15 protein-coding genes are annotated in these 16,302 nt (G+C 63.7%); 12 read left to right on the plus strand and 3 right to left on the minus strand.

The window, feature by feature from the left end; genetic code table 11:
* Nucleotides 1-67 precede the first annotated feature (67 nt).
* Both ACSQ1X_RS09235 and ACSQ1X_RS09240 read left to right on the plus strand, forming a co-directional pair.
* A complete protein-coding gene (locus ACSQ1X_RS09235; RefSeq protein WP_436057438.1) occupies nt 68-928 on the plus strand; it encodes an alpha/beta fold hydrolase in 861 nt (286 codons plus the stop codon).
* A 419-nt stretch (nt 929-1,347) separates the two neighbouring features.
* Nucleotides 1,348-2,178 (plus strand): enoyl-CoA hydratase/isomerase family protein, encoded by an 831-nt coding sequence (locus ACSQ1X_RS09240; protein ID WP_436057439.1) that lies wholly within the window; start codon nt 1,348-1,350, stop codon nt 2,176-2,178.
* A 75-nt stretch (nt 2,179-2,253) separates the two neighbouring features.
* On the opposite strand, the gene ACSQ1X_RS09245 is transcribed toward ACSQ1X_RS09240, so the two are convergent.
* Complete coding sequence (locus tag ACSQ1X_RS09245; protein WP_436057440.1) at nt 2,254-3,069, minus strand: oxidoreductase; 816 nt, start codon at nt 3,067-3,069, stop codon at nt 2,254-2,256.
* Nucleotides 3,066-3,791: an SDR family oxidoreductase gene (locus tag ACSQ1X_RS09250; protein ID WP_436057441.1), complete on the minus strand. Its 726-nt coding sequence runs from the start codon at nt 3,789-3,791 to the stop codon at nt 3,066-3,068. Before ACSQ1X_RS09250 ends, ACSQ1X_RS09245 begins: the two co-directional genes overlap by 4 nt.
* A 312-nt stretch (nt 3,792-4,103) precedes the next feature.
* Between ACSQ1X_RS09250 and ACSQ1X_RS09255 the strand changes: the two genes are divergently transcribed.
* From ACSQ1X_RS09255 to ACSQ1X_RS09265, 3 genes are all read left to right on the plus strand, one after another.
* Nucleotides 4,104-4,727 carry a TetR/AcrR family transcriptional regulator gene (locus ACSQ1X_RS09255; protein WP_436057442.1) on the plus strand — a complete coding sequence of 208 codons (624 nt, stop codon included), beginning with the start codon at nt 4,104-4,106 and terminating at the stop codon, nt 4,725-4,727.
* A gap of 369 nt (nt 4,728-5,096) precedes the next feature.
* Nucleotides 5,097-6,389, plus strand: a complete 1,293-nt coding sequence (locus ACSQ1X_RS09260) for a C-glycoside deglycosidase beta subunit domain-containing protein (RefSeq protein WP_436057443.1) — start codon at nt 5,097-5,099, stop codon at nt 6,387-6,389.
* Between the two features lie 31 nt (nt 6,390-6,420).
* Entirely contained in the window at nt 6,421-7,899 is a 1,479-nt protein-coding gene (locus tag ACSQ1X_RS09265; protein ID WP_436057444.1) for a C-glycoside deglycosidase beta subunit domain-containing protein, read from the plus strand.
* Nucleotides 7,900-7,955: 56 nt separating this feature from the next.
* Here ACSQ1X_RS09265 and ACSQ1X_RS09270 read toward each other — a convergent pair whose 3' ends face one another.
* The gene (locus ACSQ1X_RS09270; protein ID WP_055806438.1) at nt 7,956-8,900 is read right to left on the minus strand and encodes a LysR family transcriptional regulator; all 945 of its coding nucleotides are present in this window, start codon (nt 8,898-8,900) and stop codon (nt 7,956-7,958) included.
* Between the two features lie 233 nt (nt 8,901-9,133).
* Here ACSQ1X_RS09270 and ACSQ1X_RS09275 point away from each other — a divergent pair, with 233 nt between their 5' ends.
* The 7 genes from ACSQ1X_RS09275 (at nt 9,134) to ACSQ1X_RS09305 (ending at nt 16,299) form a co-directional block, all read left to right on the plus strand.
* Nucleotides 9,134-10,426 carry an ABC transporter substrate-binding protein gene (locus ACSQ1X_RS09275; RefSeq protein ID WP_436057445.1) on the plus strand — a complete coding sequence of 431 codons (1,293 nt, stop codon included), beginning with the start codon at nt 9,134-9,136 and terminating at the stop codon, nt 10,424-10,426.
* 53 nt (nt 10,427-10,479) lie between these two features.
* Nucleotides 10,480-11,439 (plus strand): carbohydrate ABC transporter permease, encoded by a 960-nt coding sequence (locus tag ACSQ1X_RS09280; protein WP_436057446.1) that lies wholly within the window; start codon nt 10,480-10,482, stop codon nt 11,437-11,439.
* A gap of 2 nt (nt 11,440-11,441) precedes the next feature.
* Complete coding sequence (locus ACSQ1X_RS09285) at nt 11,442-12,278, plus strand: carbohydrate ABC transporter permease (protein WP_055806432.1); 837 nt, start codon at nt 11,442-11,444, stop codon at nt 12,276-12,278.
* A 125-nt stretch (nt 12,279-12,403) separates the two neighbouring features.
* Nucleotides 12,404-13,180: a TIM barrel protein gene (locus ACSQ1X_RS09290; protein WP_436057447.1), complete on the plus strand. Its 777-nt coding sequence runs from the start codon at nt 12,404-12,406 to the stop codon at nt 13,178-13,180.
* Complete coding sequence (locus ACSQ1X_RS09295; protein WP_055806425.1) at nt 13,177-14,733, plus strand: GMC oxidoreductase; 1,557 nt, start codon at nt 13,177-13,179, stop codon at nt 14,731-14,733. The genes ACSQ1X_RS09290 and ACSQ1X_RS09295 overlap by 4 nt, the downstream gene beginning before the upstream one ends.
* Before the next feature lie 70 nt (nt 14,734-14,803).
* Entirely contained in the window at nt 14,804-15,199 is a 396-nt protein-coding gene (locus tag ACSQ1X_RS09300) for a C-glycoside deglycosidase beta subunit domain-containing protein (protein WP_436059306.1), read from the plus strand.
* A complete protein-coding gene (locus ACSQ1X_RS09305; RefSeq protein WP_436057448.1) occupies nt 15,196-16,299 on the plus strand; it encodes a sugar phosphate isomerase/epimerase family protein in 1,104 nt (367 codons plus the stop codon). The genes ACSQ1X_RS09300 and ACSQ1X_RS09305 overlap by 4 nt, the downstream gene beginning before the upstream one ends.
* Nucleotides 16,300-16,302 lie beyond the last annotated feature (3 nt).

Genomic DNA, 16,302 nt, shown 5'->3' on the forward strand with positions numbered 1-16,302 from the left:
CGCGCAGAGACGCAGCACGCCCCATCATCACCAAACGACCAACAACCCACCTTGCAGGAGCACCGTCATGAATGCCCGCGACAACGAACCCGTCATCACCTCCTACGCCAAAGCGCCTGCCCGTGCCATTAGCGCCGGAGGCGTGCACTACGCCTACCGGGAACTCGGACCCAAGGGAGGCATCCCCGTCATCTTCTTCGTCCACCTCGCCGCGACCCTGGATAACTGGGACCCGCGCATCATCGACCCCATCGCAAAAAACCACCACGTCATCACGTTCGACAACCAAGGTGTCGGAGCCTCCACCGGCCAGGTGCCCGACAGTATCGAGGCGATGGCAGACGACGCGTACACGTTCATCAAAGCCCTCGGATACCAGAAAATCGACATCTTCTCCTTCTCCCTCGGCGGCATGGTGGCACAGGCACTGGTCCTCAAGCACCCCGAGCTAGTCCGGAAGCTCGTTCTCACAGGCACTGGTCCCAGGGGCGGCAAGGACATCGACAAGGTCGCCGGGACCACCTACTACGACATCCTTCGTGCCGCGCTGACCCGGTCCGACGCGAAGGAATTCCTCTTCTTCAACCGCAACGCCACCGGCAAGCCCGCCGCGAAGGCATTCATCACGCGCCTTCAGGAGCGCACCGTCGACCGCGACGCCCCGATCAGCGTGAAGGCGTTCCAGACTCAGCTGAAGGCGATCAGGAAGTGGGGACGGTCTGCGCCCGCCGACCTGTCGAAACTCACCCAGCCCACCCTGATCGCCAACGGAGACAACGACCGTATGGTGCCCTCGGTACTCTCCGAAGATATGCATAGCCGCATCAAAGGCTCCGAGCTGATCATCTACCCCGACTCCGGACACGGCGGCATCTTCCAGTTCCACGACAAGTTCGCGCCTGTCGCCGTCGAGTTCCTGGCCCGCTGACCGGCAGCCGAAAACTCACTGACAGGACGAGCAAAATGTTCTCCCCGACCCCGGGGTTCAATGAGTATCGCCGGACCCGGCGAGACGACCCTGATCTACCTTAGGAAACGGGAGGCCGTCGGCACCAGCCCGTTCCGGACGTTTGTCACCGACGAACGTCGCCCACGACAACCCCACCGACCAGCAGTTCCACGCCTCACTGATCCTCGGCTTCAACGACGCAGCCGCGCGGGCGGCGTTCTTCGCCGGCGGGGTGGCCGCCACGCTCTCGGACAGGCTGTCGGGGTTCGCGTCCGCGGTCCACGCCTACGACGTGTCCGCGGCCCTGACCTACGTCACCGGTGCGACATCCTTCCGCACTACCAGGAATAGACGAACTCCTACCCATCCCGACATCCATCGAACCTCTGGAGCAGAACATGAGCGAGCAGAGCACCATCCACTACGAACGCACGTCACCACAGGTCGCGAAGATCACCTTCGCGAACCCGCCGGTGAACCTCATCGTCGGCGAGACCGTCCTTCGACTCATCGAGATCGTCGAAGAGTTGGCGACCGATCCCGACATCCAAGTCGTCGTGTTCGGCAGCAGTGTGCCCGACTTCTTCTACAACCACTTCGACCTCGCCGCAGCCGCGGACTTTCCCGCCCCCGACGGCGAGGGAGCAGTGCCGGTGTGGACCGACCTGGTCCTGAAGCTTTCCAGAGCCCCCTACATCACCATCGCAACCATCCGAGGCCGCACCCGGGGTGGGGGCAACGAGCTCGCTCTCGCGTTCGACCTGCGCTACGCCAGCCGCGAGAAGGCGATCTTCGGGCAGCCCGAGGTCGGCGGTGGTCTGCTGCCCGGTGGTGGCGGCACCGAGCGGCTTCCACGAACCATCGGTCGTGACCGGGCACTGGAGGTCATCCTCACCAGCGCCGACTACGACGCATCCACCGCCGAGCAATGGGGCTGGGTAACCCGCGCCCTGCCCGACGCCGAGCTGGATGCCTTCGTCGAAGCCATCGTCTCTCGGCTGGCGTCCTTCGACCGCACATCCCTGGCATCGGCCAAGGCGATGATCAACCGGGCCTCGCTACCGCCGGATGCGGACCTCGTCGCCGCCTACAGCGAGTTCGCGCACTCGCTCACCCTGCCTGGGTTCCTCACTCGCGCCGCAGGCACCCAGGCGCTTGCAGAGCAGGCCGGCACGGACCTGGAATACCGACTCGGCGAGTACATCGGCATCGCAAACCAGCGACGCTGACACCAGCCACCGAGAGTGAGGGCCGCAGCATTTGCTGCGGCCCTCAGGCATTCAACGTCAGTTCGAAGGTGAGCGTCAGCTCGGCATCCGGTTGAATCTGCGGACAATGCGGTCGAAGATTCGGGCCGGCAGGACGCGGTGCAGCGCGCTGATGCTTGCCGCCGTCGAGCCGGCGGTGCGCCGAAGTCTCGGGTTCCGGTCTGAGGCCGCCGCGACGATCACTCTGGCTACGACGGCGGGATCGTCGCCACCGCTGGTATTCTTGGCCAGCACCTCGTCGAAGGTGCGCCGTCCCGACGCGTAGAGCGGCATGGGGGTGTCGGCCTGTACGCTGTGGCCTGCGAACGGGGTGTTGATCGGGCCGGGCTCGACGAGCAGTACCCGGATGCCGTGCTCGCGGACCTCGTGGTCCAGCGACCCGGACCAGCCCTCCACGGCGTGCTTGGTCGAGACGTAGACGGCCATGAACGGGCCGGGGACGAACCCGCTGAGGGAGGAGACGTTGATGATGCGTCCTCGACGTCGGGCGCGCATGTACGGCAGGACCGCCTTGGTCATCCGCATCACGCCGTAGACGTTGGTGTCGAAAACGTCCTGCGTCTGCGCGAGAGAGAACTCCTCGGCGGCGCCGGTGGCGCCCACGCCGGCGTTGTTAACGAGTAAATCGATGTTCCCGAATTGGTCGATCACCTGCTTGACCACCGAGGCGACCGATTCGTCGCTGGTCACGTCGAGGTCGAGGTAGGTCACCCCGGCGGGCGCGGTGGATCGCACGGTGTTGCGGCCGGTTCCGATCACTTGGAAACCCGCGGCCGCGAGTGCGATCGCTGCCGCTTTGCCGATGCCAGAGGAAGCGCCTGTTACCAGCGCAACCTGCCGAGGTTCTGTCATGACTGGCTCTTGGAATTTGTGCCCTGCAACGCCGGGTAGAGTGCCTCGACCGGGCCACTCAGGGCGGCCTTGAGCTGCACGGATGTCTCGTCGGCCAGAACTTCGTATTCGCCGGCTTCCACGGCATCCAATACGGTGCGGACCAGATCGGCCGGGTCCGTCTTGGGATCGGTGGTGCGCGCAGCCATCGCAGTGTCGACCCACCCGACGTGAACGCCCACCACGTGGACCCCTTCGGAGGCCAGTTCCAGGCGCAGAGAATTGGTGGCCGACCAGAGGGCTGCCTTGGTGGCACTGTAGATGCCGGCGACGGCGTACCAGCTCATGGCGGAGTGGATGTCGATGATCACCGACTCATCCTTCGCTGAAAGGACCGGTGCAAATGCGCGGGCGAGGAACAGCGGGCCAAGGAAATTCGTCTCGACATTGGTCCGGATTTCCTCGTTAGTGTGGGTGAGGATGCCCGGGCTGGCGACCGAGGCTCCAGCGTTGTTGATCAACACCGTGACATCGCCGGCTGCCGAGACGGCTGCCTCGATCGAGGCGACGTCGGTGACGTCGAGGGTGAGGGGGACGATGCGCTCGTCCTCCCAGGTTCGGGGGGTGCGGGCAGTGGCGTAGACCTTGCTGGCACCGCGGGCGAGGGCGTCATGCACGAAGTGCGTTCCGATGCCGCCGTTCGCTCCGGTGACGAGGACGACTGCTCCATTGAGTGAGGGCATTTGCTTGGACTTTCTTGTTTGAGATAAATGCGCACGGGTCGGCGCGGATGGGGTTGATGGTGAGGGGGCCGCCGGCCCTGGCTTGAAGGGGAGCCGCCAGGGCCTGCGGCTTAATGGCACCTGATCAGGCGTGGGAGGGTGCCAGAGAGAGGACATGTTCATGAGCGTGGTCCTTTCCATTCGATAGATCGTTAGCACCACCCGATAGGCCCCTTTCGGCCGCTGTGGGACAATAAAAACTACTGAGCCCACACGGTACCGACTATGCTCATAACTGAGCATGGTCAGATTCTATTCCCCGGAGAACACGTAATGGCAGTCGCCCAACCCGTAGGCCGACGTGAGCGGAACAAGCAGCACAAGCTCGACCGCATCACGGCCGCCGCAGCAGAGCTTTTCGCCGAACATGGTGTCGATGAAGTCACAACCCAGCAGATCGCCGACAGGGCTGACATTGGCACGGGGACTTTATTCCTGTACGCCAAGACCAAGGGGGAGCTGCTCCTGCTCGTTCAGAACTCCACCTACGCCGATGCGCTCGTCACGGGTAGGACGGCCGCCGAGGCGATCCCGGATGTGTTAGAGGCCGTGATGGCGATCGTTCGCCCCGTGGTGGAGTGCAACCGAAAGCAGATCGAAAACGGCCGAACCTACCTGCGCGAGATCGTGTTCGGGGATCCCGACGAACCCCACCACCGCGAAGCCCTCGCCCTCACCGTTCAGACCGAGGAGGCGATTGCCGACGTGCTGACGCGGGACCCCCGGATCGAGCCTCGGAACGCTGCCAGGCTGGCACACATAGTCTCCGCGATAATGTTCCTCAGTATGGCGGCCACGATCAACATCTCCAGGTCCGTTGACGAAATCCTCTCGGAGATCTCAGGGCAGATCTGCGTTCTCTTGCCCACAGGTGGAACGGGCCGACCGACTGATTGAGCTGATCCACGACCGTTCGCGCCGCGGAGACCTGCCGCCGCAATCGCGCCATGAACTGGGGATCTGCCGATTGCGGGCGTCCACAATGGCGGCGCAGGGGCGTGGGTCTTCGAAGCGGGCGTTGGGCCCGTTCGGGGGTCCGCCCAACGAGCTCGATTCCTTCCGCCCGTGGCCCGGGTGGCGCGCTGCGTGAATGGCTGCAACTTGGATTGTGAACCCGCCAGATCCCACCGTCGAGCCCTGTAGTCCCAGGAGGCGAATGTTCGTTCGTCAAGCTCGCCGCGAGTTAGGACGCATTCTCACAGACTTAAGTCGTAAACCTACCTAATGCTGTTAGGCTGGTTCGGAACCTAGAGAGAGTGAGCAACGATGCTTCTCGAAAGAGACCTCATCCAGTCCGTTGGCTTCCGGAATGTTACTGACGGCAGGCGCGTAACCGGCTTTCAGTTCCGCCTCCGGATGCCTTCCTACCGCGGCATGGCCGCGTCCCTCATCGACGGCGTCGCCGTACGCGTAGGCAACGTCGTTGACGTCGGCCCTGACGTTCCGCTGTGGACGTTCGGCGGGCAGACCTACACGCTGCAGCAGCTTTGGGAAAGTGACGGCGTGCGCTGGCCCCTTGAGGAAGCCGCGGTGGTCACCGTTCCTTTCGACGGCGGGCTGCCACAGGGCGTCCACGAGCTCTCTATTGAGCTGCGGCTACGCATGTCCTATATCCCGGTGGAGCACCAGCCCAGCACCTACCGGGTCAGCCGCAAGGTGACGCTCGCGCCGGAAGGCGGCGAAGGCACCTTCCGGTACGGCGTTTCCCTCTACAGCTTCATGGGTGACTACGGCACCGTCCTGGACCTGGAGTCAGCGCTGGCCGCCGTCGCGGACGTAGGTGCCACCGGCGTCGAGATCCTCGGCGAGGGACACATTCCCAACTATCCGGAACCCTCTGGCGCCTGGATCGATATGTGGTTCGGCCTGCTGGAGAAGTACTCACTGGAGCCCACGAACTACGGCTCCTGGATCGACACGCGGCTTCACCCGGGCCGTACTATGACCGTTGCCGAGGGTGCGGCGGCCCTGCAGCGCGACCTGAGGCTTGCCAGCCAACTGGGTTTCGGGTTCGTGCGCCCCAAGATCGGCGTGGTGTCCAGTGATCTGGTCCCGGATCCCATCTGGGCCGAGTCCGTGGAACGATCCCTTGATCTGGCCCACGAGCTGGGGATCATCATCTGCCCGGAAATTCACTCGCCCACGCCCATCAAACACCCCGTCGTCGAGGACTACATCAGCCTCATTGAACGGACCGGAACCAAGAACTTCGGTCTGCTCATTGACACCGGGATCTTCCAGGACCGGCCGATCCCGCTGCGCGAAGGGGAGACCCGCGAGACGAGGCCCGCCTTCCTTGACGGCATCGGCGTCGATCCTGCCGACTTCGCGGACATCGCGCAGTACGTGGTGTTTATCCAAGCGAAGTTCCACGACATTGACGAGCAGCTGGAAGACCAGCAGATTCCCTGGCTGCCCGTACTCAAGGCGCTCAAGGACTCCGGCTACTCCGGCTACCTCTCCAGTGAATACGAAGGCGAACGCACCCCGTGGCGGGCCGTCGAACAAGTGCGCCGCCAGCACGCCCTGATCCGCCGCATCACCTCCGAACTTACCTGACCCATTCCACCTCCCAGCGAAGAGAACAACCATGCCAAACGGACTTCTTGACGATTCAAGCCTCCGCGTCCACCCCGAGGGTTTCGCCCTGGCCCTGACACTTCCGTGGTACCGGAGCCTGTGGCTCTCCTCGGTCTCCAGCCTCAGGCTTACCGTTGACGGCCAGGACATCCCCGCCGAGGACCTGTCCCTGGAACTGGGAGGTGTGCGCTATGCGCTCCCGGACCTGCCGGGTCAAAGTCAGACCCTCTGGTACCTCCAGGACCATCCCCTGCTCATTGTGAAAAGGCAGGACCCGGTCGCGCTCGGTGAGCAGCACTCCGTTCAGCTCATCGGGGAACTGCGACTGCCCTACATGCAGATTGCCCCCGGAACCGACGGGGGTCCCGGCATGTACGTTCCCAATTTCGTGAACCAGACGCTGGACCTCGCCGCCACGGACAGGGCTTCGGCGGCACCGGAGCTGGCGACGGCGGTCACTCCGGCTCCGCCGAAGGCCGAGGAGGATCCGTTCTCCCTCGGGCTTACCCTGTACTCGGCGAGTGCCGAGTTCCGGGCAGGCTGGTACGACTTCAATGGCCTGCTGAACCGAGTTGCCGAGCTGGGCATTGGCCCCGGCATTGAAATCGTGGCATCCCAGGTCCTGCCCACCTATCCCAATGTGACCCATGACTTCGCACGCTCGTGGCACGGGGCCTTCGACAAACACGGTTTCACCGCAAGCTCCTTTGGCGCGAACCTCGATATGGGCCGCCGCCGCGACCGCGACATGACCCCGGATGAGGAATACGAGTTCACCGAGACGCTGTTCCGCGGCGCCAAGCAGCTCGGTTTTCCGCTCATCCGCATCCAGAGCGCCAAACCCGAACTGCTTCGCCGGCTCCTTCCACTCGCCGAGAACCTTGAGCTCAAGCTTGCGTATGAGATTCATGCGCCCCTTGGGCCGAACTCCCCGGAGATCATGAAGGTCCGGGACGTTTTTGCGGAGCTTGATTCACCCTTGCTGGGGTTCGTGGCTGACTTCTCCTCAACCATGCACAGTATGTCTCCGACGCTCCTCCGCGCTGTCCGCCGTGCCGGGCTCGACGACGAAGCCGTCCAGAAGCTGCAGGCCATCTGGTCCACCGATGCCCCGATGAGGGCGCGGCAGGAGGAGTTTATTGGCTACCTGCGGGCACGGGACTTTGATCCTGCACGCCTTGGCTCCTTCGCGCACCTGGCATTCAACATGCACGGCCATGTCAGCCCGAAGGAGTGGGCTGACATCATGCCCCAGATCATGCACGTCCATGCGAAGTTCTACGACATCGATGAGCAGGGGAGCGAGCCCGCCATTGACTATCCGGAACTCGTCCGGGTATTCGTCGAGGGCGGCTACCGCGGCTACTGGTCCAGCGAGTGGGAAGGCCACGCCTTCGCTGAGCTCGGCGAGGTGGACCCGCTGCTACTGGTCCGGAGGCAGCACGACCTTATCCGCAGGAGTATGCGCGCGGCGTTGACCTCAGCCTGACCTGCAAGCCGTAGATCCCTCGATGTCCGCCTGTTATGCGGCGGGCATCGAGGCGTTTAATTGACTTGCTTCGTCGCGGCTGCCGCCACGATGTCCCCGGCCTCTTTGAAGAGGCTCCGCATCCACTCGTGCTCGGAGTCCCGGTTGTGTACGGGGTGCCACCACAGGGCATTAACAAGCGGTGTGGCATCAAAGGGCAGTGGCAGGATTCGCACGCCCCCTACACGCACCGCGAACGGCACCAGCGCCGCCTGGATCATTGCGATCCGGTTGGTCCCCACCACAAAGTGCGGCAAGGACTGGAAACTTTCAACCACAACATCCACACGCGGCTCGACGCCCAGCTGCGTGATCTGCCGTTCCGCCGACGTTGACGCTGAGCGTGTCTGATAGGTCATCACCCAGGGAAGTTCGGCGATGTTTTCCATGGTGATGTGCTCGCCGACGGCAGCATTGGACGAGGAGACGACAGCCACCCACCCGTCCCTCCACAGATCCAGGTAGGGGAGCCCGCTGAGGAAGCCATGCGGAATGACCATGCCGTCCACGGAACGAAGACGGTTAGCGGCATCTTCCACCACCATCGGGTTGTGGAGCATAAAGCGAAACCGGACTCCCGGTGCGCGCTCGGCTGCAAGCTCGGAGGCGACCCGGCCAATGGTGGTGAAGCCGTAATCGGAGCCATAAATGGAAAATTCCCGCTCGGACTCGCTGGGCTCCCATGTTGCCTGGCTCTCAAAGACGCGCCGCGCAGCCTCGAGCGCAGTGGTGGTGTGCTCCGCCAGCCGCAGCGCGAATGGCGTGAGCTCGTACGCATTGCCGCGGCGGGCCAGGATGGGGTCTCCGAAGTGGGACCGAAGCCGCGCAAGCGATGCGCTGAGTGCGGGCTGGCTCAGGTGAAGCCGCTCTGCCGCCCTCGTCACGCTCCGCTCCGTAATGAGCGCATCCAGCGAGATCAGCAGGTTCAGGTCAAGCCGGGAAAGCAGGACATGGTTCGTCACGGTGGGACATTCTTTCAACGGTGAGCTAAGTCAGCCAGTGTATCAGCGGCATCGATACTTTGGATGATGGAGATCACCCGTTTCTATGCAATGTCCGCCTAGTGACCCCAGCGAAACTTATGTCTGTCATCGGCAAGACTTATGTGCTTTTCCAGCACATCTCCTGCATACTGATGAGTGACCGGGGTCACGGCCCCCGGAATTCTTAGACAATGAAGTCAGAAAGGCTGGACATGACACAGCACCGTAGCTATTCGGCTCTGAAGGTCGGCGCCCTCGCAGTACCAACGATCGCAGCCCTCGTCCTCACCGGCTGTTCGGCCCCCGCCAGCGGCAGCTCCCCCACAGGAGGCGCTCAGGAATTTACCCTGTCGTTTGCCACCTCCAACACCATTGAGAGTCCCTTCCAGGTACTGGCTGAGAAGTACATGGCGTCGAATCCGGGCGTGAAGATCACCTTCAACCCGCAGCCCAATGACTCTTACGACCAGACACTCCGCACCCAGCTCCAAGCCGGAAACGCGTCAGATGTCGTAGTGACCTCACCGGGTTCCGGCACCGGCCGCAGCATTTTGCCGCTCGTTCAGGCAGGCTTCCTGGAGCCGCTGGATGCCGCCGCCAAGGAACTGGTTCCCGAGGGAAGCGAGGCTCTCTTTGGGACTGACGGAAAGGTCTACGGCCAGGCGCCGGAGATCACGGTGGTTGGTCTGGTGGCCAACGAAACATCTGCCAAAGCAGCCGGCATTTCGGATTTCCCATCAGACTTCGCGTCCCTCGAGGATCAGTGCAAGTCGCTCGCATCGTCCGGCAAGTCGTTCATTGCGCTGGCTGGCTCCGCTGCTCCGAACACCGGTCTGATGGCGATGTCCCTCGCTGCGTCCCGCGTCTATGCCGAGGACCCGAAGTGGAATGAAAAGCGGGCCGCCAAGGAGACCACATTCGCCGGCTCGGACGGCTGGAAAGCATCGTTGGAGGCGGTCAGCAAGCTTAACGACGCGGGCTGCTTCCAGAAGGGCGCCGCTGGTGCCGGGTTCGACGCCATCACCAAGGGCCTCGCCAGCGGTACCTCGGTTGCCGGCTTTATTCCGGGCCCCAGCTGGAAGCAGCTGAAGACTGCAGCCGCCGACTCCGAATTCAATGTGCGGGCGCTCCCGGCAGAGGCGAGCTCCGAAGGCTTCGTGTACGCCAGTGCGAACTACGCGTTTTCCATCAACGCAGCGTCCAAGAACAAGGATGCCGCCAAGGCCTTCCTCGACTGGGCGGCAGAGCCTGAGCAGACCAAGGCCTTCGCAGAAATCGATGGCGCCCTGCCGGTCACCGGCCTGGACAGCTATGACTTCAACGGTGGCGCCTACAAGAACGTCGGCGATCTCATCAAGAACGGTAAGTACGGCCCGCTGCCGAACAGCCAGTGGCCCAACTCCGCCGTGTACGACGCCCTCGCCACCGGCGTCCAGGGCCTTATCACCGGACAGAAAACTGCCGATCAGGTACTCCAGGCCATGGATACCGCCTGGGGACAGTGACAGTTTCAGAACACCACAGTTCCGACGACTCAAAGGGACAAGCAAGGATTACCATGACTGCGACGATGCAACCGAAGAGCGAAGCAGCTAAAGCACCCCTGCGAGACAGGCGCACTCCGGGGGCGGGCGAAAAACCCCGCCCCCGGAGCACGGGCCTGCAGTTGGGACATTGGTGGTGGGCGCTGCCCGGGATTGTCCTGGTCATCGCCATCCACTACGTGGCAACCGGTATCGGCGGCTTCTTCGCTTTCACCAACTGGACAGGAATCGGCTCGTTCAAAGTTGTGGGCTGGCAGAACTTCGAAGCCATCTTCAAGGACCCCACCAAGCTCGGCGCCCTGACGAACACAATGTTCCTGGCCTTTGGTTCAGTCTTACTCGGCAACGTGGGCGGGCTCATCATCGCCCTCGGCCTCAACCGGATGCTGAAGACGCGGTACATTCTCCGCACCCTCTTCTTTATGCCCGTGGTGCTCAGTCCGCTGGCCACGGCTTACGTCTGGAAGTACATCTTCGACTTCGACGGCCCCATCAACGTCTTCCTCACCTCCATCGGCGCCGGCGACCTCGCCAAACCATGGCTCGCCGACCCGCAGTGGGCCATCTGGACAGTGCTGGTAGTCCTTGTCTGGGGGTCAACCGGCTTCGCCATGGTGATCTTCATGGCCGGACTTGCCAGCGTCCCGGTGGAAGTCGAGGAGGCGGCCGCCATCGACGGAGCAAACCTGTGGCAGCGCTTCCGGAACGTCACGCTGCCGGCTATCCGCCCTGCCATCGCTATTGCCACCACGCTGGGAATCGTCCAAGGGCTTCGGGTCTTCGATCCGATCATGGCCCTGACGAACGGCGGACCCGCCGGTGCCACCGAAACCCTGGCCACGCAGGTCTACAAGCAGGCGTTTGCGCTCGGCAACTTCGGCGGCGGTGCCGCCCTTGCCCTGGTGCTTGCCGCCATCATTCTGTTCTTCGCCGTTATCCAGCAGCGGCTGACGCGTTCGAACCCCGAGGACTAACCATGTTCCGCTACACAAAACTCACCCTTCTCCGCGAAATTGGGCTCTGGGCCCTGGCGCTGATCTTCCTGGCGCCGTTCTACTTCCTGGTGACCACGGCCCTGAAGCCGGACAGCGAGATGTACACCACGTCGCCCCTGGCACTGCCGAAAAGCCCAGACTTCAGCAACTTTGTCGCGGTCCTGACCGCCACCGGCAACTCAAACGTTGTTCTAGGCCTGGTGAACAGCATCATCATTACCACGGGGAGCATCGTGGGGCTGATCGCGCTCGGTTCAATCACCGGATACGTCATCTCCCGCAGCACCCGCCGCTGGAGCAAGGGTGCGTACTACCTCTTCCTGATTGCCATCATCCTCCCCGGCCAGCTCGGCGCAGTGCCCCTCTACATGGGTGCGCGGGCCATGGGCCTCACGGGATCGGCGTGGGGCCTGATCATCCTGTACACCGGCATGCTCCTGCCGTTGTCGATCTTCCTCTATTCCAACTTCTTCCGGGGACTCGGCACGGACTACGAGGAAGCGGCAACCATTGACGGTGCCAGCAGGTCCCAGATCTTTGCGAAGGTGGTGCTGCCCATGATGGCTCCCGCAACCGGAACGGTCACCATCTTCGCCGGGCTCATCGTCTGGAACGACTTCTTTACTTCGCTGATCTTCCTGGGCGGCTCGGCCAACCAGACGCTGCCGGTGGCCATGTACTACTACATCGGTTCCCTGGTGTCGGAGTGGAATTCGATCTTTGCGATCGTGATCGTGTCCATGATTCCCATGCTGGCGCTGTTCCTGTTCGCGCAGAAGCGCTTCATCCAGGGATTCTCCGGCGGCCTGAAAGGCTGACCCGCCCAAGCGACAACCGCGCAGCGTCCCCCGCTTCGTGGCGATCCTCTACGCCCAAAAACGGTGCACCCGGTCCGCGACAACCCCAATTCTCAATCAACCCTTTCAACTTCCAGGAGGCCCGCATGTTTCAACTTGCGCCCAATGTCGATCTTTTGTTTTCAGAAGCAGGCGAAAGCGCTGCTGACCGGGTACGCGCTGCAGCAGCTGCCGGCTTTGACGCCGTGGAGATGTGGGGCCCCACCGGCAAGGACATCCCCGCCCTCAAGGATGCGCTCCAGGAAACCGGAGTCCAGCTCACCGCCCAGCTGGCGGAACCGCGGATGCAGTTCATGATCCCGCCCCGTAACCACGAACCCTTCTATGAGGGGCTTGACGCCGGAGTAGCAGTAGCGCAGCAGCTCGGCTACCCCCGGATCGTGGTGGGCAGCGGCACCGGGTTCGGCGGGCGCAAGCGGCAGGACCAGCTTGACGAGCTCATCGAGATATTCACCCGCGGAGTCGCGCACATTGAGGGCTCCGGCATCACCCTGGTCCTCGAACCGGTGAACGTCCGGGTTGACCACCCCGGCGCGCTGCTGGACCGGACCTCGGAGGCCGTTTACATTGCCCGGGGAGTGGACTCGCCATTCTTCGGGGTCCTCTACGACCTGTACCACTCAACTGTGGAGGGCGAGGATGTGGCCGCCGAGCTCTCCAACGCCGGCGACCTAATTAAGTACGTGCAGATCGCTGATGCGCCGGGACGCGGCGAGCCCGGATCGGGATCCATCGACTGGCCTGCCCGGCTCGCAGACCTGCGGAACAGCGGCTACGCCGGCCCCGTCGGGCTCGAGTATTACCCGACCATAGACTCGGCAAAGTCCGTCCGGTGGATCCAGGAACTGGTGGCGGGCCGGTGAGCAGCAGGTACCCCGCCGCCGTCGACGTCGCCATTGTTGGCAGCGGACCCACGGCGTCGGCGTACGCACGGATCCTCAGCGAGGAAGCGCCCGGCGCCACCATCGCGATGTTCGAAGTGGGCCCCACGGTCAGCGACCCTCCTGGGTCGCACGTCAAGAACATCGATGATCCTGAGCGCCGCAGCCTTGCCCAGCGGGCCTCGGAAGGTCCGGGAGCGGGCGCCGAAACGGTGAACTCACCCGGTGCCGTCAAGAGCGGGGAGCGCCGGGCCCGGCCCGGAACTTACCTGTTGCAGGACGGCTACGCCTTTCCCGGCGAGGACGGGATGCCCGTCGCGGCCATGTCCAGCAACGTAGGCGGCATGGCTGCCCATTGGACGGCCGCCTGCCCGCGCCCGGGCGGGCAGGAACGCATCGTGTTCCTGCCCGACTTGGAGCAGTTGCTCGACGACGCAGATCGGCTGCTGGGCGTCACCACCCACGCTTTTGACGGTGCCCCGTTCGCGGAACTCGTCCGCGAACGCCTCACGGTTGCGGTTGATGAGGGACGGGACCCGGCCTACCGCGTCCAGCCCATGCCGCTCGCCGTGCACCGGCGGGAGGACGGCGGCCTCGTATGGTCAGGTTCCGACGTCGTGATGGGGGACGTGACCCGCGAAAACCCGCAGTTTGAGCTTTTTGATGAGTCGCTGGTCACCCGCGTGCTGGTGGAGGATGGCATTGCCGCCGGCGTAGAAATCCAGGACCGGCGCAGTGGCGGGACCCATCACGTGTCCGCCCGTTACGTTGTGGTGGGGGCGGATGCCCTGCGCACGCCCCAACTGCTGTGGGCCTCCGGAATCAGGCCCGCCGCGCTGGGCCGCTACCTCAACGACCAGGCGCAGGTGGTCTTCGCGAGCAGGCTGCGCGACGTCGAAGCCGATCACGCCCCGGCAGCCGCGGGTGGTGCGCTTAGCGAACAGAGTGGTGTGTCGTGGGTTCCGTACACTGACGGAGCGCCGTTCCACGGCCAGGTCATGCAGCTGGATGCGTCCCCCGTCCCGCTGGCCGAGGATGACCCCATCATCCCGGGATCGATCGTCGGGCTGGGCCTGTTCTGCGCTAAGGACCTGCAGCGGGCGGACCGGGTGGCGTTCGACGACGGCGCCCGCGATTCCTACGGGATGCCTGCTATGCGCATCCATTACCGCCTCACCGAGCGGGACCACGACGTGCTGGAGCGTGCCAAGCAGGAGATTGTCCGGCTGGGCAAGGCGGTGGGGGAACCGCTCGACGATCGCCCCTTCGTCCTCCCGCCGGGAGCATCACTGCACTACCAGGGCACCACGCGCATGGGCGCGGAGGACGACGGCGAGAGTGTGTGTTCCCCGGACAGTCAGGTTTGGCAAGTTCCCGGCCTTTTCGTGGCCGGCAACGGCGTTATCCCCACCGCCACCGCCTGCAATCCAACGCTGACGGCCGTGGCGCTCGCAGTGCGCGGGGCACGCCGCATCGCAGCAGGTCTGAGCAGGTCTTTACTTATGTTTGAATCAGACAATAGAATGTCTAAATAATGAAGAAGTGGCTTTTGCCCGCCCCTTCACCCAAGCGCAGGCAATGCATGCCGCAGACAAGGAGGTCTCGATGATCGCCGACCGCATTATCGAGCAGGGAACACTTACTACGCAGGACGGCCGCACCGCCGTGGAGGTCCGCATCCCCTGGTACCGGGCCCTGCCGGGCTCGTGCATCGCGGGAGCCGCACTGACAGTGGACGGCGTTGCCGCCCCTGAGGACTCGCTTCGCTGGACTATGAACAACCGCACGTTCAGCTTCGAGGAGCTCGTGGACGAGACCGGCGAGTGGTGGTTTCCGCTGGACTCGGCCGTCCTTTCCGGCGACCTTCCCGTGGCGGAAAACCATTCCGAGCACGAGGTCCGCGTGGACCTGAAGCTCTACATCCCGTACATCATCACCGACCACGGCGTGCTGCACATCGAAGAGCACGACACCAAGACCATGAAGGTGGCACAGCGATGACCAGCCTCGGCACTCCCATCCAGGGCGTTACCCTTTACAGCTTCACCCGGGCCTTCCATGCCCGGCAGTACGAGCTCGACGGCCTGATCCGCAAAGTCGCGGCCGAAGGCTTCGGTCCCGGGCTCGAAGTCATTGGATTCTCCAGCCTGCGGGGCTTCCCGGACCGGATCGATGACAACTTCGTCGGGCAGTTCCGCGATCTTGTCGCCGAGGTGGACCTGGTTCCCACCTCGCTTGCAGTAAACGTTGACACGGGCATCCGCCGGAACCGCCTCATGAACCACGACGAGCTGGTCGAATACATGAGGAAGCAGATCGAAGTAGCCGCCAGGCTCGGCTTCCCGATCGCCCGGGTGCAGATTTCGCTGACGCCGGACGCGATGGAAAGCCTGCTGCCCGTGGCGGAGAAGTACGGTGTGACCCTGGCCCTGGAAGTCCATGCGGACCAGCATGGCGCTCATGAACGCGTCCTGGCCCTGCGTGACCGCTACGAGAAGCTGGATTCCCCCCTGCTTGGTTTCACCGCCGACTGGGGTGCCACCGTTACGGGCTTCGCTCCGTCGCTGCTGGAGGCCTACCGCCGGCGCGGTGCGTCCGAGGAGCTGCTGCGGCAGTTGGTTGACCTGTGGAACGGCTTTTACGCCGAAGGGCCGCCCAACACCCAGAAGGTCCACGGCGAGCGGTTCGGTGCCTTCATCGGCCTGGCGGCCCGCAACGGCCGGCCCGATCTGGGCATCGACTTTGGCATCAACGGAACCGGGCTTTTCGGTCCTGCACCGATTGACACCTGGCTTGAAATCATGCCGTGGGTGCGCCACGTGCACGGCAAGTTCTTCGGGATCGACGCGAACGGCGAAGAGCCCTCTGTACCGGTGCGTGCCCTGGTCCGTCAGTTGGTCGAGAACGGCTACTCCGGCGCAATCTCCAGCGAATACGAAGGCTGGCACTGGAACAACTGGCAGGACCCGTTCAGTATCATCCGCGGCGAGCAGGCCGTCCAGCGTTCAGCCGCCGTCAACGCCGGCTCGGCCATGATCACGGACGCCTCGGAAGCCCGCCGCATCCTCAACAGCCACCTCGCCCAGCCCGTCCGCGGCTGACAA

The sequence above is a fragment of the Arthrobacter sp. LjRoot78 genome, from assembly GCF_964254335.1.
Lineage (GTDB): Bacteria > Actinomycetota > Actinomycetes > Actinomycetales > Micrococcaceae > Arthrobacter.